17 protein-coding genes are annotated in these 21,573 nt (G+C 57.2%); 7 read left to right on the top strand and 10 right to left on the bottom strand.

Translation table 11 applies throughout. The features are described from left to right. The first annotated feature begins 28 nt into the window (after window positions 1–28). The 3 genes from B9G99_RS13040 (at window position 29) to putP (ending at window position 5,891) form a co-directional block, all read left to right on the top strand. Window positions 29–802 carry an AraC family transcriptional regulator gene (locus B9G99_RS13040; RefSeq protein ID WP_086622545.1) on the top strand — a complete coding sequence of 258 codons (774 nt, stop codon included), beginning with the start codon at window positions 29–31 and terminating at the stop codon, window positions 800–802. A 262-nt stretch (window positions 803–1,064) separates the two neighbouring features. Beyond that, window positions 1,065–4,256: a bifunctional proline dehydrogenase/L-glutamate gamma-semialdehyde dehydrogenase PutA gene (gene putA, locus B9G99_RS13035; RefSeq protein ID WP_086622544.1), complete on the top strand. Its 3,192-nt coding sequence runs from the start codon at window positions 1,065–1,067 to the stop codon at window positions 4,254–4,256. A 144-nt stretch (window positions 4,257–4,400) separates the two neighbouring features. Continuing rightward, a complete protein-coding gene (putP, locus tag B9G99_RS13030; RefSeq protein WP_086622543.1) occupies window positions 4,401–5,891 on the top strand; it encodes a sodium/proline symporter PutP in 1,491 nt (496 codons plus the stop codon). A gap of 133 nt (window positions 5,892–6,024) precedes the next feature. Here the strand turns inward: putP and B9G99_RS13025 are convergent, their stop codons facing one another. Continuing rightward, a complete protein-coding gene (locus tag B9G99_RS13025; RefSeq protein WP_086622542.1) occupies window positions 6,025–6,309 on the bottom strand; it encodes a hypothetical protein in 285 nt (94 codons plus the stop codon). A 290-nt stretch (window positions 6,310–6,599) separates the two neighbouring features. Here B9G99_RS13025 and B9G99_RS13020 point away from each other — a divergent pair, with 290 nt between their 5' ends. Beyond that, window positions 6,600–7,082, top strand: coding sequence for an FKBP-type peptidyl-prolyl cis-trans isomerase (locus tag B9G99_RS13020; protein ID WP_086622541.1), 483 nt, complete (start codon window positions 6,600–6,602; stop codon window positions 7,080–7,082). 61 nt (window positions 7,083–7,143) lie between these two features. Here B9G99_RS13020 and B9G99_RS13015 read toward each other — a convergent pair whose 3' ends face one another. The 8 genes from B9G99_RS13015 to B9G99_RS12980 all read right to left on the bottom strand — a co-directional run bounded on the left by B9G99_RS13015 (window position 7,144) and on the right by B9G99_RS12980 (window position 17,993). After that, the gene (locus B9G99_RS13015; RefSeq protein WP_148663954.1) at window positions 7,144–7,776 is read right to left on the bottom strand and encodes a hypothetical protein; all 633 of its coding nucleotides are present in this window, start codon (window positions 7,774–7,776) and stop codon (window positions 7,144–7,146) included. A gap of 126 nt (window positions 7,777–7,902) precedes the next feature. After that, the gene (locus B9G99_RS13010; protein WP_086622539.1) at window positions 7,903–8,622 is read right to left on the bottom strand and encodes an RsmB/NOP family class I SAM-dependent RNA methyltransferase; all 720 of its coding nucleotides are present in this window, start codon (window positions 8,620–8,622) and stop codon (window positions 7,903–7,905) included. A 258-nt stretch (window positions 8,623–8,880) separates the two neighbouring features. Next, a complete protein-coding gene (locus B9G99_RS13005; protein ID WP_227875814.1) occupies window positions 8,881–9,387 on the bottom strand; it encodes an NlpC/P60 family protein in 507 nt (168 codons plus the stop codon). Between the two features lie 311 nt (window positions 9,388–9,698). After that, a complete protein-coding gene (locus tag B9G99_RS13000; RefSeq protein WP_086622537.1) occupies window positions 9,699–11,981 on the bottom strand; it encodes a DUF1266 domain-containing protein in 2,283 nt (760 codons plus the stop codon). Window positions 11,982–12,047: 66 nt separating this feature from the next. Further along, the gene (locus tag B9G99_RS12995) at window positions 12,048–13,340 is read right to left on the bottom strand and encodes an acyltransferase family protein (RefSeq protein WP_086623474.1); all 1,293 of its coding nucleotides are present in this window, start codon (window positions 13,338–13,340) and stop codon (window positions 12,048–12,050) included. 209 nt (window positions 13,341–13,549) lie between these two features. Beyond that, entirely contained in the window at window positions 13,550–15,694 is a 2,145-nt protein-coding gene (gene katE / locus B9G99_RS12990; RefSeq protein WP_086622536.1) for a catalase HPII, read from the bottom strand. Window positions 15,695–16,022: 328 nt separating this feature from the next. Further along, window positions 16,023–17,498: a catalase gene (locus tag B9G99_RS12985; RefSeq protein ID WP_086622535.1), complete on the bottom strand. Its 1,476-nt coding sequence runs from the start codon at window positions 17,496–17,498 to the stop codon at window positions 16,023–16,025. A 237-nt stretch (window positions 17,499–17,735) separates the two neighbouring features. Further along, window positions 17,736–17,993, bottom strand: a complete 258-nt coding sequence (locus B9G99_RS12980) for a GlsB/YeaQ/YmgE family stress response membrane protein (RefSeq protein WP_086622534.1) — start codon at window positions 17,991–17,993, stop codon at window positions 17,736–17,738. A gap of 198 nt (window positions 17,994–18,191) precedes the next feature. Between B9G99_RS12980 and B9G99_RS12975 the strand changes: the two genes are divergently transcribed. From B9G99_RS12975 to B9G99_RS12965, 3 genes are read left to right on the top strand one after another with little or no spacing between them, the layout of a single operon-like run. After that, on the top strand, window positions 18,192–19,592 hold the full coding sequence (locus B9G99_RS12975) for a YcjX family GTP-binding protein (RefSeq protein ID WP_086622533.1): 1,401 nt from the start codon (window positions 18,192–18,194) through the stop codon (window positions 19,590–19,592). Beyond that, window positions 19,589–19,825, top strand: coding sequence for a hypothetical protein (locus B9G99_RS12970; protein ID WP_086622532.1), 237 nt, complete (start codon window positions 19,589–19,591; stop codon window positions 19,823–19,825). The genes B9G99_RS12975 and B9G99_RS12970 overlap by 4 nt, the downstream gene beginning before the upstream one ends. Then, entirely contained in the window at window positions 19,765–20,685 is a 921-nt protein-coding gene (locus B9G99_RS12965; protein WP_227876009.1) for a YcjF family protein, read from the top strand. Before B9G99_RS12970 ends, B9G99_RS12965 begins: the two co-directional genes overlap by 61 nt. Before the next feature lie 64 nt (window positions 20,686–20,749). Here the strand turns inward: B9G99_RS12965 and B9G99_RS12960 are convergent, their stop codons facing one another. Next, complete coding sequence (locus tag B9G99_RS12960) at window positions 20,750–21,547, bottom strand: Cof-type HAD-IIB family hydrolase (RefSeq protein WP_086622530.1); 798 nt, start codon at window positions 21,545–21,547, stop codon at window positions 20,750–20,752. Between the last annotated feature and the right edge of the window lie 26 nt (window positions 21,548–21,573).

The following is a 21,573-nucleotide window of genomic DNA, read 5'->3' as shown; positions in this document are numbered from 1 at the left end:
GCGTCTTTTGTTCGGATATTGAATTGCCATGACCATCTCGCTGACCAGTACCAACGTCATTCGCCGCGCGCCCCTCGAGGAGATTTCCCAGGCGCACTCGCACCCCTTTCATCAGATCGTGATTGGCCTGGCAGGCGAAGCGGAAATCATCATCGATGGGCAACCACTGCATATCTCGTCGTTTCAGGGCTGTACCATTCCAGGTGACCGCGAGCATTGCTACCGTGGCATTGGGGAAAACTCTCAGCTACTGCTTGATCTCTTTGACGATGCACCGGGCCTGTCAGGTGCCTATCGCCATCACTTCCAGCTGTTCTCTTCCCCCCTGCATTTCGAACTCGACAGTGCCGCCCGAGCCTATCTCACCTTCATGGTCGAGGAGATTACCCATCAGCCGGACGTCGACCGCGATCTGTTGATTACCACCCTGCTCTCGATTCTTTCCCATCGCCTGCTCGACCGGCAGACAACGCCTCAGTCCCGGCTCGATCTGGCCAGACTCGATCAATATATTGACCAGCATCTGGCCCGGGGCATTCGCGTTGAAGACCTGGCAGGCTTGGTGCATCTTTCCAGCGCTCATTTCACCGAGCTTTTTCGTATCCGAACCGGGCTACCGCCCTATCAATACATTTTACGCAAGCGCCTGAACGCCGCCCGACAACTGTTGCTGGAATCCCGACTACCACTGATCGATATTGCCGAACGCTCGGGCTTTGCCAATCAAAGCGCCCTGTCACATGCCTTCAGGCGCCATTTCGGTCATGCCCCCGGTGCGCTGCGCCAGCCCTCTTCCTCGTAAATCCTGTTACGGGGATGGGCGCCATCTTAAATTAAGACTAAAGAATCATTGATGAGAAGCCCGCTTTTTTGCCTTACCCAAAGGGCTGCGCAACTCCCGCCAATCTGACAATCCTTTCCGGCAAATCGACAAGACGGCGTTGCTCGCCGCGACCTAAAGTCGCAAGAGCCACCATCCTCTTGTAACCGCCAGCCATCGGTACACTGCCTTTATGTGTGTCCTCCATCAGCGCTGGCTGCCCGTCGCGGCAAGGAACTTCACTATGCTTAATAGCCAACAAATACTGGATGCCAAAACCTGGCAGCAGGCGCCTGAAGCCCTTTTTGACCGCATCAGCGATCACTACATCGTTAACGAAAATGATCTGGTTCGGGAGTTCATCGAACTTCTGCAGACCGATGACAAGGATTTCAAGCGGATTGCTGATAGAACAGCGGCCCTTGTGCGCGAAGTTCGTGCCATGGATACCGCGGTGGATTCCATTGACGAGCTCCTGCAACAGTACAGCCTGGGCACTCAGGAAGGCCTGATGCTCATGTGCCTGGCAGAAGCCCTGCTGCGCGTGCCCGACACCGCCACAACCGACGCCCTGATCGAGGATCGCCTCAGTGTCGGTGACTGGGAGAAATACGCCGGTCAAAGCGAGTCCTGGTTCGTTAACGCCTCAACCTGGGGGCTTTTGACCACCGGGCGTGTCATCAAGCTGGATCATCCTCAGGATGGGCGTCCGGCAGGTTTCATCAATCGCATGGTCAACCGCATGGGCGAGCCGGTCATTCGCCAGGCCATGCGCCAGGCGATGAAGGTCATGGGTCGCCAGTTCGTACTGGGCCGTGATATCGATGAAGCGCTCAAGCGCTCGAAGCCGCAGTTTGACAAGGGTTACACCTACTCATACGACATGCTCGGGGAAGCAGCGCTGACACGTCAGGATGCCAAACGCTATCTCGACGATTACACCAACGCTATCCGCGCTGTTGGCAAGACCAGCCAGAAGCTCTCTTCAAGCACGCCTGCCCCCTCGATTTCCATCAAGCTTTCGGCGCTGCACCCTCGCTATGAATCCGGTCGCCGCGAACAGGTGCTTCAGGAACTGGTGGGCACCGTGCAACAGCTGGCGGAGCTGGCGCGCAGTCTTGATGTAGCTCTGACCATTGATGCCGAAGAAGTGGACAGGCTCGAGCTGTCCTTTGAAGTCTTCAAGGCGGTCTATACCTCCAGCGCCTGCCGAGGCTGGGGCAAATTCGGCCTTGTTATTCAAGCCTATTCCAAGCGTGCGCTGCCGGCACTGCAGTGGCTGACACATGTCGCCAACGATCAGGGGGATGAAATTCCCGTTCGTCTGGTCAAGGGTGCCTACTGGGACAGCGAGATCAAGGAGTCCCAGCAGCTTGGCGTCGACGGTTATCCGGTCTTTACCCGCAAGGCCTGCACGGATGTCTCCTACCTGGCCTGCGCGACCTATCTGCTCTCCGACAACACCCGTGGCCGCCTGTTTCCGCAGTTCGCCACCCACAATGCGCACACCATTTCGACCATTATCGATCTGGCTCATCAGGGGGATCGCGCCTTTGAGTTCCAGCGTCTGCACGGCATGGGCGAGGCACTCTACGAAGCCGCTCTCAAGCAGGCCCCAAAAGGCACCTGGTGTCGCATTTATGCCCCGGTCGGCGCCCATAAGGATCTATTGCCCTACCTCGTACGCCGCCTGCTTGAAAACGGCGCCAACTCCTCGTTCGTGCACCAGCTGGTCGACCCGCGCGTGCCGGTCGAATCCCTGTGTGTTCACCCGGTCGAGAACCTGATCGGCGTGGGCCAGTATTTCAACAGCCAAATCCCCATGCCCGAGGCGATCTTCCCTGACGGGCGTCGCAACGCCCGGGGCATCAATCTTAACGTCAACAGCCAGTTCAAGCCTTTGATGGCTGAGATGACGCCCTTTTTCGAGCGTGACTATAGCGCCGGCCCGCTGGTGGGATTCGACCTGAAGGACAAAAGCGGCGAGCAACACGACGTCATCTGCCCCTGGGATCACACCCGAAGGATCGGCAAGGTGCGCTGGACCAGTGCCGAGGAAACCTCACGTGCCATTGATGTCGCGTGGAAGGCTTTCCCTGACTGGAACGACACGCCGGTCGAGGAGCGCGCCGCCATTCTGGAGCGCTTCGCCGATCTGATGGAAAAGCATATGCCAGAGTTGATGGCCATGTGCTGCATGGAGGGTGGCAAGCTGTTGCCCGATGGCGTCGCCGAAGTTCGCGAGGCTGTGGATTTCTGCCGCTACTACGCTGCGCGTGCCCGGGAAATCTTTGAAGCGGCCACGGCACTGCCCGGCCCTACGGGAGAGTCCAACGAACTCATCATGCAGGGCAAGGGCGTCTTTGCCACCATCAGCCCGTGGAACTTCCCGATTGCGATCTTCTGTGGTCAGACTGTCGCTGCTGCCGTGACCGGCAATACCGTGCTGGCAAAGCCCGCCGAGCAGACCTCTCTGATTGCGCACCGCGTCATCGAGCTTCTGTATGAAGCCGGTATGCCGCGTGAGGTCGTCCAGCTGCTGCCGGGCGATGGTGCAACGGTGGGCTCAGTGCTATCGAGCGATCGTCGCATTACCGGTGTGGCCTTCACTGGCTCCACCCAGACCGCGCAGCTGATCAATCGCTCGCTGGCCGCCCGTGAGAACGCACCACTGCCGACACTGGTCGCAGAAACCGGCGGGCTGAATGCCATGATCGTGGACTCCACGGCCCTGCCCGAGCAGGTCGTCAAGGACGTGGTGGCCTCAAGCTATCAGAGCGCCGGTCAGCGTTGTTCGGCGCTGCGGGTACTGTACGTTCAGGAGGACATCGCCGAGCGCGTCATCGAAACCCTCAAGGGTGCGATGGCCGAGCTCAATATTGGCGATCCCACCACGCTTGCCACCGATGTTGGCCCGGTCATTGATGAGGATGCCCGTAAAGGCCTCCAGGCCCATATCGATCGACTCAAGGGCGAAGGCCGCCTGATTGCAGAGACCGAAATTGATCCGGCCATTGCAGCCAACGGCACCTTCGTGGCACCCACGGCGTTCAAAATCGATGGTATCGATGCACTGGAGACCGAGCAGTTCGGCCCCATTTTGCATGTGGCAACGTTCAAGGCCAGCGAGATTGATCAGGTCATCGACACCATCAATGAACGCGGCTACGGCCTGACCTTTGGTGTGCATAGCCGTAATGAGACGTTTACCAACCACGTGGCCAGTCGCATTCGAGTAGGCAACGTGTACGTCAATCGTAATATCATCGGTGCTGTAGTCGGTGTTCAACCCTTTGGAGGACAGGGTTTCTCGGGCACCGGTCCCAAGGCTGGCGGACCTCATTATCTGCTGCGCTTTGCCAATGAGAAAACGCGGACGATCAATACGGCAGCGCTTGGGGGCAATGCCTCCCTGCTGGCCATGGGTGATGGTTGATCCAGACCCCATAAGTCACGCGCGCGGTGGATCACCATTTGTAGTTGAAAACAACGTCAAAAAGGGTTTTCCATCCGCGCGCGGCCTGCTCATGACGCTTGCAGGAAACATTCCGGCCTAATAATCAGAACACAGGAGAATTCTATGGCTATCGGTGTCTGGATCAGCCTTTTCGCTTACTTTGCGCTCATGATCGCGATCGGCGTGTACGCCATGCGCACATCCACCTCCACCTCCGAAGACTATATGCTCGGTGGTCGAACGCTCAGCCCACAGGTCGCTGCCCTGTCAGCAGGGGCATCGGACATGAGCGGCTGGCTGCTGCTGGGACTTCCCGGTGCGATGTTCGCCTCGGGCCTGGGATCAGCCTGGATTGGAGTCGGGCTACTGGTAGGGGCCTTTTTCAACTGGCTGCTGGTGGCCCCTCGTCTTCGTGAACAGACGGTGCACTATGGCAACGCCATTACGATTCCCGCCTTCCTGGCCAATCGTTTTCCTACCCGTGCCATGGCCTTGCGCGTGGTATCCGCAATCGTCATCGTGGTCTTCTTTTCCATCTATACCGCTTCGGGTCTGGTCGCAGGCGGCAAGCTGTTTCAAAGCGCCTTCTCCGGTCTGATCAATATCGGCGGCCTGGGCGACTATGGCACCGGCATCGTCATTACCCTGGGCGTGGTGCTGGTCTATACGGTGGTCGGGGGCTTTCTTGCCGTCAGCCTGACGGATTTCGTACAGGGCTGTATCATGATGCTGGCGCTGGTGATCATGCCGGCCGTGGTGCTCTTCGGTGAAGGCGGCGGCGGTTTTTCACAGGCCTCGCAGACCCTCAATGAGGTTGATCCCACACTGCTTTCCTGGACCGATGGGCTGACCCTTGTCGGCTGGCTGTCGGCTGTCACCTGGGGGCTTGGGTATTTCGGACAGCCTCATATCATTGTGCGCTTCATGGCCATCCGCTCCCTGAAGGATGTCCCCGTGGCTCGAAACATCGGCATGAGCTGGATGCTCATTTCAATGATTGGTGCCGTCTCGCTGGGGATCTTCGGTCGGGCCTATGCCGTCCGCAACGGCATGCAGGTCGATGATCCGGAAACGATCTTTATCATCCTGGCGAATCTGCTGTTTCACCCCTTGGTGACCGGCTTCCTCTATGCCGCGCTGCTGGCGGCCATCATGAGTACCATCTCCAGTCAGCTGCTGGTGGCCTCATCCTCACTGACCGAAGACTTCTATCGTCTGTTTCTTCGCAAGGAAGCCTCCGAGAAGGAAGCGGTTACGGTAGGTCGAGTCAGCGTTTTGCTGGTAGGTATCGTGGCTGCCTTCATCGCCTCCGATCCGAACTCTCAGGTGCTGGGACTTGTGAGTAACGCCTGGGCAGGCTTTGGTGCTGCTTTCGGCCCGCTGATTCTGCTGTCACTGATGTGGTCACGTACCAACGGTGCTGGCGCCATCGCAGGGATGGTCACAGGAGCCCTGACGGTAATGGTCTGGATTGCGCTGGGCTGGAACGCAGCGTTTCTGGGTGGCCCTGGGGTCTATGAAATCATTCCCGGTTTCATCGCCTCCTTTATTGCCATCGTGGTGGTCAGCCGGGCCACCAACGATTCCGGTGAGTACAAGCAGATCACTCGCTGAGACCCTCCAACAGCAGTTGCAACGTCAAAAGGGCTCCCAAGGGAGCCCTTTTTGATGATATGCAGTAAAAGCACTTTCAAAACGATGATCTGTCATTTCCCTATCGGGTACGATCAGAGGCGCTCGTTGTGTTTTAGTGCACCTTGCTCAATGCAAAGCGGATGACGACCCGAACGATCACAGCGATCAGGGCAATCAGAATCAGGGTCAGCAGCATGGAAGCGGGGTTGGTCATCAGCGTCGCCAACAGCACCCCGGCAACGACCGACCATGTAATGCGATTGCCCTGATCATCATCAAGGCGCAGCATGGCGGGTACCCAGCGATTGACCATTTTGCCAAAGCCGCTTTCCCAGCCTTTCCATGCCAGAGCCGTAGCAATGGCAAAGATTACAATCCAGATGACAGCAATGGTCATAAGCTCTCCTGCGCAAATATTTAAGTATCTATAATTTGGTTTGACCCCGGGCACAATGCCTGTGCAGCCGGGCTGTCATGACGCCTCCCTGCATCCAGGCAAGCATCATGTTGGCATGATATCGCAAAAAAAGCGTAATTGATGGATCACCCGGGGTTGAAAAACATGTGGCCGTCGCCATCTTGGTAAACAAGCACGTCGGCACGCATTCATGGAGGCCATCCATGGAGACAATGCCCCCGACAGTTTCAGAGCAACCTAAAACGTACCGACGCAAAAGGACCCTTATCATGCAGATCGCAGAGAACACGGTAGTAGCGTTTCATTACACCCTGAAAAACGACGCTGGCGAAGTCCTCGACAGCTCTGAAGGTCGTGATCCGCTTTCCTATCTGCACGGCTCCGGCAACATTATTCCGGGCCTTGAAAAGGAACTGGCAGGCAAATCCACTGGTGATACTCTCCAGGCGCGCGTTGAGCCCAGCGAAGGCTATGGCGAAGTCCAGCCCTCTCTGGTTCAGGAAGTACCGCGTGATGCCTTCCAGGGCGTTGAAGACATTCAGCCGGGCATGCAGTTCCAGGCACAGACCGAAGGCGGCCCGCTGCTGGTCACCGTGACCAAGCTTGAAGGTGACACGGTCACTGTTGACGGTAACCATCCGCTCGCAGGCGAGACCCTGAACTTTGATGTCAGCGTTGAATCCGTACGTGAAGCCAGCGCCGAAGAACTCGAGCACGGCCACGTGCACGGCGAAGGCGGCCATCAGCACTGATTGCCAGCGCCTAGCGTTTAAAAGGCAGCCCGCGGGCTGCCTTTTTTATGTCTGTCCTTTTTTAACCTTGAGAATCTGCCCCGCTCGATGCGCCAGGTTCAGATGTTTCGACTTCAATAAAAAACCAGTCCCTTGAATGCATCCCCAACTGGCGATAGTTGGAAATCAGCCGCCAGACCAATATCGTCAGACAGATCCCCGCAAACCCCGGGGCACTCCAGAAAAACCATGTTGGCTCATAACAGGCAGCGATCAAAAGAATCGTTCGTCCCGGGCTACCGGTAACTCCGTCCATCAGGCGTTCTACCCTGCCGGTTTTGGCAACCCTCTCCTGAGCCTCCAGCAACAGCGCAGTCAATCGTCGTTCAAGATCAAACACGAGCGTCACGATTAAAAGCACTAGCGCCGGCAGGAAAAATTTTTCGGGTTGATAGAGTGACAGTCCGCCCATGACCGACAGCACCAGAATAATTTCCATGAAGGGGCGCAGATAACGTTGCCTGATATCGAGGTGCCCCATCGCTTTGGAAATCCGGCCCGAAAGAATGCTCAAGAGGCGATACAGCGCGATAAAAAACGCTGCCAGCAGCGTTTGATGTGCATAAAGTGCAGGCAGTGTGGCGACCCCGGATGCGATGGCCGCCAGTGCGAGCCCCGCCGGTGATACACGCAGGTCAATAAGCTGATACGCCACCCATGATCCAATGGATTGGCATGAGCGGCGCAGATGAACGATCAGGTAAGACATCCTCGGTACCGGGAAGGCAAAAGAGGCGTCATTGTAGTGATGGTCGAAAGTGGCGTCGATGCTGACACCAGCTCAGTTGTAGTCACACTCGAAAACGGCCAGAAAGCGCTTGTCACTGCTCGCTTTGGTACCAATATGGAAAGTTCCTGCAATCCTTGGATCCAGCTGCTGGCCGCCACAGAAGGTCATGCCCGGGCTACCGATCGCATGAGGGGGCACGATATTGCGAAGCGCGACGCCCTTGTGGGCATCGTTTATCACCTGGTCAATCACCATCTCATTGTTTTGCGCCAGATGATCATGCGTCATATACACCACTCGCCCGCCATTCCGGCAAAGCGAAATGGCACGAAGCAGCAGTGATACCAAACGCTCTGAACGCTGACGTGGCGTTAAATGGCGCCCAATCAGTGCTGGGATATCAAGCAGTACACGATCAAAGACTCCTACCTCTTCCGAGGACAGCCGTTGATCGTTCAAACGCGCCATGATGACGTTGTTGGGGGTATATCGGCGCTCGATACCTTCCAGAGACAGCGCTCCCATGATATTGGCGACCAGTTCACCACGCTCGTCCAGTTTACTGGCGATCAGATGCATGCGCTGCTGACCGGAGCCATACATATCGAGCACGCGATGGTGGGGCGCAATATCAAGCAGTGATATGGCGTGGCCGTGCGAACGCTTGCAAATGGATTGCGTCGAAAGTACATCATCGACGGCGGCCGAGGCCATTGAAGGCGGCATTACATCAGCCGCAGGAGCCGAAAGCCCTGAATATTGGGTATCCATACCTGATGATTCCTGAAATCAAGATCCTGACCAGCATCCTGCCGATCACTTACCATCGTCACTGTATAATATATTTATATGTTTTGTACAATAAATAGCGACACTTGAAGCATCAAGGCAGTATTTGAACAACAGGATTGAAGGGTTCGAGAGAGCCAGCAGAGCAATATCACGTCAGAAACCCTGCAAGATCATTTCATCCGGCATAAAAAAGGGCCGATACCACAACGGTATCGGCCCTTTTTCGAGAAAAAACGATCAGGGGGTTCGCATGGCAAGCGCATTAACTTCAAGCGCTCGGCGTGACTGCCAGTAATGGCGACTCCAGTAGGGGTTATCCAGCCGGGAAATCCTGACACCTTTCGAGCTTGAAGCATGCATGAAGCGGCCATCGCCAAGATAAATGCCAACGTGTCGGTCACCGCGCCATGGTCGGAAAAAGACCAGATCCCCGGCCTTGAGGGCCGTTTTCTCGATACGACGCCCGGTCAGTACCTGGCCTGCCGTTGTGCGCGGCAGATCAAAGTTGAAGCTGTCACGAAAGATCTGCTGGACCAGTGCCGAACAGTCAATGCCATTACTGCTTTCGCCACCATATCGATAGGGTGTCCCCTGCCAGGTATCATATTCAGCCATCAATGCCGCTTCTACATCGACCGAATAGGCATCCTCGAAAGACGTGTAGTCATATCGGGGAGGCTGGCCCTGGTTTCTTCCTGCTTTCGCTTTCGACGCTTTGACCGTCGAAAGCGAAAGCATTGCCATGTCCTTCGCTCCATCCTGTGAACCGGGCTGCGACGCTGCACACCCCCCCAAAGCCAGACAAACCAGACCACTCATGATTATTCGCCGCATGTATACGGCCCTTTTTGTTGATCGAGCACTGGAAGCATCCTGAAAGTGTTGCGTGTCAGAGAATAAAAGGCGTCAAGCACAACGCATTCAGGATGTTAAGGAATTTGATCGGAAGTGGCGAGTATTAAAAATTAATCAAACCACCCTTGTCATGACTAAAGTATTAATCGAAATTCATACAAAAGTTACTCAAGGATACCAAGCAGTTACTCTTTGGCGCGCTAGTGCAGAATGCGTTCATCACCCGGCAATGTGTCTGCATGCAATGGAGGCCACCGCCTTGCCTGAGTTCCCGGAAAATCAAGACTTGCCCAGCAACCGGCCAGTGGCGGCAGCCCGGTTTGCCAGGCCGTCATGGCCTGATTGAACTCTGCAAGAAAATGCTCTCGCTCGGGGGTCGCCACCATGAAAAAACTGTAACCCGCCAGCATGCCCCCGCCGTAGGCCCACCAGTCACTGTAATGATGAGAGGCCAGCTGTAACGCCTGGTCCAGATAGTGGTGAAACCTGTCAGGACTCAACCAGCCCATTTGCCTTCCAGCAGCGGCGAGATCCACCAGCTGCGCGATATCCCATGCGGCCATGTCGATATCGTTACAGTGATGGTCATTTTTCAAAACGCGTCGCAGACGCTCCAGATGAACGCCTTCGTCTTCACTGCGCTGCGCCGATTCAAGAACGGCAATTTCTTCCTTCAGACGCCGTCGATTAAGCGTATAGGGGCCATAATTGATCAAATACTCCTGCCGGTCTCCGGCCTCGACCAGAAAATCGAGAAAGCGAATCAGCGCCACCGTGCCCTCAATCCCGTAGTGGCTATCGAGCCAGTCACGAATGTCACTGACCTGAGCGCCATACTGTGGCTCAGGCTCACCCCAGAGCGCAGAATTGAGCGGTCCCGACAGGGAAAGTGCCGTGAACCGGGACAGCGATGGCCGCTTGCCCGGCTCTCTCTGAAAACCGGTTGGCGCAGTCAGCCAATGAAAGGGACTACCGGGATCCTGACGATGCCATTCGATATCTTCGGCCAGAGACTCCTGATTGCCGTCCTCGGGCAGGGCCCGCTCCCACCGCACCCAGGCTTCCAGCATGGCATCCACGCACAGATAGTGACGATCAAGCGTGGCCGCCAGTCTTGTGTGATAGCGCGCCAGTGCCTCGGTTTCGCCGTAGCCGGCGCTTTCAAACATCTGAAGATGGAAAGCATACTTTTCAGCCATGATGATCGTGGCTGAAACCGAGGCACAGCTTGCCAGTCGCGGACGACAGGCCAGCAGCTCGGGAGAAGGGTTTCCAAAGGGCGTCTCGACGGGCGGCAGCCTGCCATGCAGTGCATCAGACGCCAGCTGATTGAGATGATGCACCTGAGCCGGCATCCAGAAACGTGATAGTCCCGCGATCCCCTCTTCCGGTCGCCAGTCCAGCACCTCGTGAAGATATTCCCGGCTTTGTTGACGCTGCTCATCGCTGGCAACGGGTGCTACCGCCTGCCGGTACAGCAGATCGGACTCCCTGACCGAGGCCACGGCGAGCGCCCAATGGCGAGCGCTGCTTCGAAGTCCACGAATCATGTCCCGTGAGCGGTCACGAAGATCGTCCCCGAGCAATTGATGCAGCGGTATCTGCCAGGGACTGTCATCGGCTTCCAGCAACAGCTGCCAGTCAGTGGTGAAGCTCTCCATCAGATCGAGTCCTTCATGCAGACTGCGACCACGCTGCCAGGCCAGAGCCACCTGATGCCAGCTGTCATAGCGGCGCGTCAGAAGGTCCACCCCGTGTGCGGCAAACCCTCTGGCCTCGTCCTGATCCAGCCAACCCATGGCCATACCGGCCCAGGCCAGATCCACCAGACGCAACCAGTCCCACGCAGCCACATCGCGAGGCTGCCCCTGAACGACAAAAGCCTCAAGCGTGGCGGCATAGGTGGCCTGCGGCGCCATCTGCGCATGCCATTTCAACCGCTGGGCAGTATTCATGGCACTAAAACGTTGATGATCGAGCTCCCAGCCATGCCGGTGCCCTTGCCCCGCCAGCCACAGCAGCATGCGGATGAGCTCATCCCGCTCGTGAATCGACCAGACATGACTCAGAAAATGACCGGTGCGCTCACGCTCCAGCTCGGCCGCTGAGAGGCTGTCGATCATGATGGGGGCAAAGGGGGCGCGCGCACGCCAGATGGTGCTGTCACCCTGATCGGGCCAGGGCGCATGAGCAAGGCTTCCCTGAAGCCAGCTCAGCCACTGCGAAAGTGCCTGTTCATCCAGCCACTGCGCATTGAAGGCCAGCACCAGCATGGTAACCGCCTCATCGCGCTGAGACTGGTCAAGGCGCCCTATCATTTGCCATCCCAGGGCGCCGGGTTCATCGATCTCCATACTGCGCAGGCGAGCAAGGGCACGGGACACACTCATGCCACGCTCGGGCGGCACCTCACGATGCCAGCCGCGGCTGGCCAGACGCTGGGCGCACCAGATCTGCAGGCTCTCTTTCAAAAAATACCTCATGAGACAAAGATTCGGTCATGCCCTTACAGGGACGATCCATATTGTAACCTGGACCGCCCCCTTGTCTCAGCGGGGTTCCTGCGGATCAGCCATTCGCTCGGCGTGTGTCTTGTTCCGTACAGGCGCTGCGGGCAGCATCCAGCTCAGAATCCAGCGACGTATGCGAACGACAAACTGTTCCTGAAAAAGGATACAGAGAATAACGGTCAGCAGCAGATAAACCGGATAGAGCCATACAGAACTCTCACCGGCCGCGGCCAGACACAGGCGCAGATTATCCGGACACAGGGACGGCTCTCCCTTCAGAATCTGCTCGCTTCGACTGAAGATGACATAAAGCGGCACATGCAGGGCAAACATCGGCAGCGATGCTCCGCCCAGGCGTCCGGCGAATCGGGTCAATCGTTCACTGCTCGGGGTGGGGATATGCACGCACAGATAAATGAGTGCCATTTCGGCCGTGAGCAACAGCCCGTTATGCAGCAGATAATACCAGGCACGCCCGTGCTCGAGCAGCCAGATCGCCACCAGACAGCACACCGCGATATAGAGCACCAGCGCCAGCTTGCCGCGCAGGTTCAACAATTTGCCGGCATTTTTCTGCTGCATGTAAAAGGCGCAAAGCAAAATACCGGCGATGAATTCGGGCAGCCGAATAATCGGATTGCGGTGCAAAATGCCCGTTTCCGGCATATCAAAAGGCGTAAAGGCGATCACGATCAGAGGCGGCACCAGATACACCAGATTGGTGATCAGGATGGCCAGCCGCGTTCTTTTGATCTTCATCAGCCTGGGCGCAATGAAGGGAAAGGTCAGATAGAAGAAAAACAGTGCCGAGATGGACCAGGACGGCGGGTTGAACGTCAGATAATAAGGATTCCATGCGTGCAGCATGAATACGTTGAGCACGACATTGAACCAGAGTTCGACGTCCCCCATGGTGTGGCGCAGTGCTTCGGGATTGACGATCCCGGTGTCATTGTTGACGTCATAGAGTACAAAACGCAGTGAGGTGCCCGCGTCCTGCGCCGTCAGGGCCAGATAGCCAACGCCTGCCGAGACCGCCATGGCCAGCAGACACGACCCGATATGAATCGGATAGAGGTTGGCAAATCGTTTGGTCATGAAGCTTCTGGCCGGCTCACGCATCTCGTGCTGATCGTTGAGATACACATGCGCCAGCAGAAAGCCGGACAAAATAAAGAAGGTACTGGTCGAGAAAAAACCAAGATCGGTGACATACCCCGACCAGCTTCTGATCGACGGATAGTTGTGCAGGGTATGAAAAATGACAATGTAGAGGCCGAGAAAGAATCTCAGCCACTCAAGCCCAATAAAACGCTCTTTGGAAGAGGCCATGATATCCACTCGAAGCACTGACGTAAGCGGGGCAAATCCGCCATGCCTTTTGGCAGATGACTGACAGATGCCGGTTTGGCAAGCAACATACGCAGCTCTTGTGCCAACGTCCACTCCGGATGGTCATAATGTGTTAATTCCACAGCTGATAAAAAACCCCGGCCGGACCGAGGTTTTGGTTGATCAAAACATGAACATGATCGGCAATATCAGGCTGGCTGGGTATTGGCCTCCGGATTACGGCTCCAGACGCGATGCTGGCCAAGCAATGCTTTAAAGTCGTCAAAGATGGCGTCAACACTGTCACCTGTCAGTACGCCTTCATCCATCCTGATATTGGCCGCTTCCAGAAGGTCCTTGCCCTCACCGACGGCAGCAATCACCTTCAGGTGCTTCCAGGCTTCCTGCGGATAGTAACGCCCCTGACCGCTCGCCTTGAGCGTCTCGATGCTCTGCGCGCCACCGGCAATCAATACGGCGTCCATGGTGACCGACGGCAGACCGTTGAGCATGGCATCCGGCGTAATGGTATTGCCGTTGTTTGCTTTTACCGGCGCCATGGTCGGCGCAATGATCATGCCCTTTGCCCCTTCTGCCTTGAGCTTCGATTGCAGCGCCGTCACCTGATCGGCATCAACGCCGTCCGCTACCAGAATGGCTACCTTGCGGTATTTGATGTTGCCGGGCAGTCGCGCCATCAGACTCAGCGAGGGCGACTCGGTCAGCGTGCTCCTGCCCAGTTCTTCAGCCGAAGCCGGCTTCTCGGTCGGTGCCTCAATACCATGAATCTCGCCCACGCGACGGGCCAGATCGAGATCGATATTGGGCAGGATATTCTGGATCACGCGCTCACGAATCCACGGGCGCTCGACCTTGGAAAGCTCAAAGCCGTATGCCTGTACGATGTGTTCCTTTTCAACGTCCGTCTGGCTGTTCCAGAACAGGGTCGCCTGCGAATAGTGATCGGCAAAGGACGCACTGCGGCCGCGAACCTTATGGGCATCGATGCGCTCGTTGACCGATTCAAACCCGCCATTTTCCGCCGCCGGCGGCGTTTCACGCGGCCAGCCATCATCAATCGAGTTGGGCTCGTAGGAGGCCTGACCCTTGTTGATCGTCATGCGATGGAAACTGTCGCGCTGGTTATTGTGCACCGGCGTGACCGGACGGTTGATCGGAATTTCCTTGAAGTTTGGCCCGCCCAGACGAAGCATCTGGGTGTCCAGATAGGAGAACAGGCGCCCCTGTAGCAGCGGGTCATTGGTAAAGTCGATGCCCGGCACGATGTGTCCCGGGTTAAAGGCCACCTGCTCGGTTTCGGCGAAGTAATTGTCCGGGTTGCGGTTAAGCGTCATCTTGCCCAGCGGCGTCACCGGCACCTGCTCTTCGGGGATCAGCTTGGTGGCATCAAGAATGTCGAAATCGAACCTGTGCTCGTCCTCTTCCTCGATGATCTGGACGCCCAGTTCCCACTCGAGATAGTCGCCGTTGCTGATGTCGGTAGCCATCTCGCGTCGGTTGAAGTCCGGATCGCGCCCCCACAGCAGCTGCGCCTCATCCCAGATGAAGGAATAGGTGCCTGCCAGCGGCTTCCAGTGAAACTTCACGAAACGCGCCTTGCCCTGCTTGTCGACCAGCCGGAAGGTATGCACACCAAAGCCTTCCATGGAGCGATAGCTGCGCGGAAAGGCGCGATCCGACATGGTCCACAGCACCATATGGGCTGATTCAGGCATCAACGATACAAAATCCCAGAACGTATCGTGCGCCGACTGGCCCTGCGGGATTTCGTTGTGCGGCTCGGGCTTTACCGCGTGAACGAAGTCGGGAAACTTGATCGCATCCTGGATGAAAAACACCGGCATGTCGTTACCGACCAGATCCCAGTTGCCTTCCTCGGTATAGAATTTGGTTGCAAAGCCACGCACATCACGCACGGTATCGTTGGAACCGCGTGAGCCCTGAACGGTAGAGAAGCGAACAAAGGTCGGCGTCTGCTGGCCGGCCCTGAACACGGCAGCCTTCGAATACTGTTCGGCCTCCGGATAGGCCTCAAATACTCCGTGGGCGGCCGCACCACGGGCATGCACGATGCGCTCGGGAATACGCTCATGGTCAAAGTGATTCATCTTTTCGCGAAAGATGAAATCTTCCATCAGCGTCGGACCACGCTCACCTGCCTTCAGGGAGTTGTGGTTGTCGGCAATGCGTACGCCGTTGTTGGTACGCAGGTCATGACCTTCAGCATCGTTGCGAAACGGCTCAAGGTTGTCATTCTTGCTCTGATCACTGGTCTTGACATCAGTGTCATGCGGGCCATCGGTATTGGATGCGCTATAAGGATTATCTGCCACGGTCCATGCTCCTCATCGAATACGGCAATGAAACACTGCCGGTCTGCCTGTCCATCGGCGGCGCTTTCATGAAACGCTCGATCACCCGCCGGTCAGCGTGTTAAACGCTGGCCCAGCAGGCTGCGGCCCTTAAGCGTAGGTGAACTTTTTGCGTTGAAAGGCAATGATCAAAAACCATTTGATCAGAACTTATCCTGTGCAATCTTTTGAGCCACATCGGTGATCCTGGACATCAGTCCCGGACAGATTTTCAAGAAATGAAGGCATAAAAAAGGCGACCGGGTCATGCCCGGCCGCCTTTGAGTTTTCTGCGATCCGCCGTGGTCGATCAATCGGCCAGAAGCGCTTCCAGATGGGCCTGAACACGCTCGCCGTAATCGCCATCGGCCGCGTAGCATTGTGCAATGATACGCTCACGCACGTGCTCATCCACCTCGGTCAGATCATGCGCGATCGTGGTGGTCAGACGCTCACGCTCTCCCTCGTCAAAAAGGCGATAGAGATTGCCGGCCTGAGAGAAGTTGTCCTCATCCGTGTTGTCGTAATATCCCACCCAGGCATTTTCCTCCAGCGACATCGGGGGTTCACTGACGGCGGTTTTTGGTGCCGGGGCGCCCTGCGCCACACGATCGTTGGGATAGAAATTGGTTCGTGAATACTGTCCGCCCTCACCCGACTCACGCTGGGTGCCGGCCATGAGCCCATCACGCTGATAGTGATGAACGGGGCAGCGCGGTTGATTGACCGGAATCTGCTGATAATTGACCGTCAGGCGGTAGCGGTGTGCATCGGCATACGACCACAGCCGAGACTGCAGTACGCGGTCAGGCGAAGCGCTGACGCCGGGCACAAAATTCGACGGGCTGAACGCCAGCTGTTCGACCTCGGCAAAATAGTTGTCCGGATTACGATTGAGCTCGAGCTGACCAATTTCCATCAGCGGAAAATCGGACTGCGGCCAGACCTTGGTCAGATCGAATGGATTGATGTGATAGTCGCGCGCCTGAGCTTCCGTCATGACCTGTAACTTGACCGCCCACGAAGGGAAATCACCGCGCTCGATATGACTGAAGAGATCAGCCTGGTGATGATTGACCGGCAATGCCTGCGCCTCTTCAGGCGTCATGTTACGAATGCCCTGATTGGTCTTGAAGTGCCATTTCACCCAGACTCGCTCGCCGGCGTCGTTATAAAGGCTCAGCGTGTGCGAACCGAAGCCGTGCATGGTGCGATAGCTGTAGGGCATGCCGCGGTCGGACTTGAGAATCGTCACCTGATGGAAGGACTGCGGATGGTTGGCCCAGAACTCCCACTGGTTCTGCTGACTGGGCAGATTGGTGCGTGGATCCTTTTTTTGAGTGTGAATGAAATCGGGAAACTTGCTCGGCTCCCGGATGAAAAACACCGGCGTATTGTTACCTACCAGATCAAAGTTGCCTTCCCGCGTGTAGAACTTGACGGCAAAGCCGCGTACGTCACGAATGTTGTCGGCGGAATCCTGCCCTCCCGCCACGGTTGAAAAACGCAGCGCCACCGGAGTTTCGGTGTCTACACCGCGCAGAAAATCGGCGATGGTCAAATCAGATAGATCGCGCGTCAGGCGAAAGGTGCCAAAGGCCGCGCTACCGCGAGCATGCACGACCCGTTCGGGAATCTGCTCACGATTGAAATGGGCAAGTTTTTCAAACAGGCGCCAGTTATCAAAGGTCAGCGGCCCATTGCGGCCTGCAGTGATGCTGGCATCATCATTGGGGACGGGCGCACCATTGGCCGTGGTGTAGTGAATGGGAGCTGAATCGGTCATTGATTGCATTCCTGTATGAGATATCAACAAGCGATAAATTTACACAATCAAACAACAGGGTTTTAATGGGCTTTCCCAATTTGGGCAATTGCCAATACTGTGTGGACACCCCGCTCAAAAACTGAGCTGTCAGGCTTTGATGAAACGCTAATGCTTCCGAGACCGCGTTAAACAGAGGGTCGGATACGACGACGCCCGGCAGGACCGGGCGTCGAGAGGAAGAAGGATTTGGCAGGCTCAGACCTTGCCATTCCCCTTGCCCTTGATCAGAGAGACCAGCCACAAAAGAATCACCGATCCGATGATGGCTACCACCAGCGAGCCGATGATGTTGTTGGAGCCGATGCCCAGCATGCTGAAGATGGCACCACCCAATACGGCCCCCACGATACCGACAACGATGTTGCCGAGGATACCGAAGCCGCCGCCACGCATGATCTTGCCGGCAATCCAGCCTGCCAGACCGCCAATGATCAGCCAAAGAATAATGCCCATGGTCTTCTCCCTGATAACCACCCTGCTTGAATGTAATGCCCTTGCCCCGGCCGGGGAGCCTGCAGATCATGTGCAGTGCTGACTTGACTATAGACGCTCAATGCCATGTTACCAATCACATTGCATTCAGGCGTCGTGACGAGCAATTCGCTACAATCGACACCATCTATTCGTCAACGATCATGAACAAGGACAACCATGCCGCTATCGCTGCCGGGTTATGCCGGTGACTGGCTTGAACGCAGCCTTGACCGGCAGGTGCGTCTGGCGGTCACGGGGCTGTCGCGCGCGGGCAAGACCGCCTTTTTGACCTCGCTGGTCAACCAGTTGCGCCATGCGGGCCTTGATGCCCGACTGGACATGATGAGCTGCGCGCGGGAAGGCCGTCTGCTGGGCGCACAGCGCCAGACCCAGCCGGACCTTTCGGTGCCTCGTTTCCCCTATGATCAGGCGCTGACGGCCCTTGAAGGTACGCCACCTGACTGGCCCTCACCTACACGCGGCATCAGCGAGCTTCGACTGCTGATTCGCTATAAGAGTCGTGCCAATAGCCGTCATTTTCTGGGCGAACAGCGCACCCTGACGCTGGACCTGATTGACTACCCTGGCGAGTGGCTACTGGACCTTCCCATGCTGCGCCAGAGCTACCAGCAATGGTGCGAAGCACTTGGCACTCAGCTTGTCGGGCGCCGGCGCCGCTTCGCCGAAGGCTTTTTGCAGCGCGTCAGTGATCTGGACCCGGCCGCTACGGCCGATGAGCAGCAGCTGGCCGATATCAGCGCCGAATATGCCCGCTCGCTCAACAGCGCCCGCAACGAAGGCGGCTACACCTGGGTGCAACCCGGGCGCTTTTTGCTGCCGGGCGAACTCGATGGCGCACCGGTATTACAGTTCTTTCCACTGCCGATGGAACAGCTGGGTGACCCGGCACAGCTTTCCGAGCTGCCGGCTGACAGCAACTATCAGACGCTTGCGCGACGCTTTGAGCACTACAAGCGTACCGTGATCGGCCCCTTTTACCGCCAGCACTTCCGCCGTTTTGATCGCCAGATCGTGCTGGTGGATGTGCTCTCGGCGCTTAACGCCGGGCCTGACGTGTTCGATGACCTGCGACATGCCATCGCCACTTTGATGCAGAGCTTTGATTACGGCAGCCGCAGCCTTCTGTCGCGGCTTTTTAATCCACGCATCGACCGACTGGCGATTGCCGCGACCAAGGCTGACCACGTTACCCCTGAACAGCATGACAATCTTTTGTCGCTGGTACAGGCGTTGATGGCCGAACCTTTGCGGGATCTACGCTACGCCGATGTCCCGGTCAGATCGCTGTCGCTGGCCGCCATTCGCGCCACCCAGGCCCGCACCGTCGAGCAGGATGGCAAGCGTCACCCCGCCCTCAAGGGTACGACGGAGTCGGGTGAGGAGGTACTGATGTTCCCGGGCGAAGTGCCCTCACGACTGCCGGATGCCGACTTCTGGCAGCGTCAGGGCTTTGATTTCATGGCCTTCAAACCAATGCCCCAGAGCTCGGGGGAAGCGCTGCCCCACATTCGCATGGACAGCGCGCTGGACTGGTTACTGGGAGACAAGCTGCGATGAGTGATCCACGTCCGGGCCGACGCTTTGATGTCCAGGGTGACGCCACGACCACCAAAACCTCTGAAGCCTCGGCCTTCGAACAGCACTTTGTGCCGGTAGACCCGGCGCCGGGCGCGCGCTATCAGCTGGACAGCGTGCACCACCCACTGGAAGACGAAGCCCCCCCGAGCAGATCGATAGCGCCCTTGACCATGCGCTGGCGAAACCCAAAAAGCGTCGCTGGGGGCTTTTAAGCGTACTGGCCGGCACGCTGGTCATGGGTGGCGTTCAGGCCGTCGACACCTTTCAAAACGCCTGGTTTGGCGGCGACTGGGTCAGCGGCGCCTGGAGCGTACTGGGGCTGGGGGTCGTCACGCTGGCCGGCACCTCTTTGACGCGCGAACTCGTACGTCTCAAACGACTGCGCAGGCATGCGCGACTGCGCGAGGACATCGATTCTTATATCCTGGATACCCGAATCGATGGCGATCACATGCAAAAGCTGTGCGACCGCCTGCGTGTTCAGATGGGGCTGGGCCATCGCGACCCGCACTGGCAGGATTTCCTGCAGGCCCGCCAGGCCCATCACAACGCTCGCGAGACCCGCGATCTTTTCAGCCACTATGTACTGGCGCCGCGGGATGCCAGCGCCCGGCGCCTGATCACCCGCATGTCGAGTGAAACCGCCCTGCTGGTGGCTGTCAGCCCTGTCACGCTGATCGACATGGGGCTGATGGCTTGGCGCAACCTGCGCATGATCGACCGCCTGGCCGCCCTGTATGGTCTGGAACTGGGCTATGCCAGCCGCCTGCGCCTGTTCCGGGCGGTGCTGGCCAACATGGCGTTTGCCGGCGCCAGTGAGATCGCCACCGAGGTGAGCATGGATCTTCTGTCGATGAATCTGGCCAGCCGCCTGTCCAGTCGTGCCGGTCAGGGCATGGCCAGTGGACTGCTGACGGCACGCCTTGGCATTCGCACGCTTAGAATGCTGCGCCCCTTGCCCTTTGAGGATGATCGCGCCCCGAAGCTTTCCGACCTGCGCCGCCAGCTTTGGCAGCAGATGAAGCGTGTCGACGATGGCAAGGCAGGCAGGGAGAAAGCGGACCACGTTTGAAACCGCCGGGCCTGATCATCGAGCCCTGACCCTCGATGATCAGGCCCGGCGATGCGCTTTTGTCCTAGAGAGCAAACAGCTCGCGCAGCTTCACAGCCACCCCGGCTTCGGTGTGTGATTTAATCAGCTCGGCGTTGGGGGCCCGGGTCAGCAGCTGCGGATGGGCATTGCCCATCGCAAACGCACGGCCGGCATTTTGAAGCATGTCTGTATCGTTGAGGTTGTCACCAAAGGCGACGGTATGCGAGATGGGAATATCGAGCTGCGCGGCCAGACGATGGAGCATCTGCCCCTTGGAGGCCTCTCGCTCCATCACCTCCAACGAATTTTCCAGTGAATAGGTGACGTGAGTGCGCTCCTCAAAATGGGCACGGATATGCGTTTCAATCCCCTTGAGCAATACGGGATCGCCGATAAAGAGCACCTTGCCCACCTGGTGGCCGTCAACATCAGACATGTTGACCACGTTATAGGTAAATCCGGTGCTTTCATGGAAGGCCAAAAGCTTTGGCTCGGGCGCATCGATCAGCCAGCGATCACTGGTATAAAGATTGATGCGCACCTCTTCAGACACTTCCATCTTCAGCAGTGCCCGCACGATATCCTGCGGGACCAGAATCTCGTGGATCAATTGATCGTCCGGACCATGCAGATGCGCCCCGTTGGCCGAAATGATGTGCGCATTGACCCCGAGCTGACGTCTGACCTCGCGAATATCCTGATAGTGCCGCCCGGAAGCAATGGCCAGTGAATGGCCCTGGCGCTCAAGCGTCTGAAAGGTGTCGATGGTGATGTCATCAAGGCCATGATCGGCGTTGAGCAGCGTTCGATCCAGATCGGTCACGATCAGATGAGGCGTCATGCAATCTCCTTTATACGGTAAGGGTT

It is taken from the genome of Kushneria konosiri (assembly GCF_002155145.1).
GTDB lineage: Bacteria > Pseudomonadota > Gammaproteobacteria > Pseudomonadales > Halomonadaceae > Kushneria > Kushneria konosiri.
The sequence above is the reverse complement of the archived record's forward strand: the minus strand, read 5'-3'. Positions and strand labels throughout refer to the sequence as shown.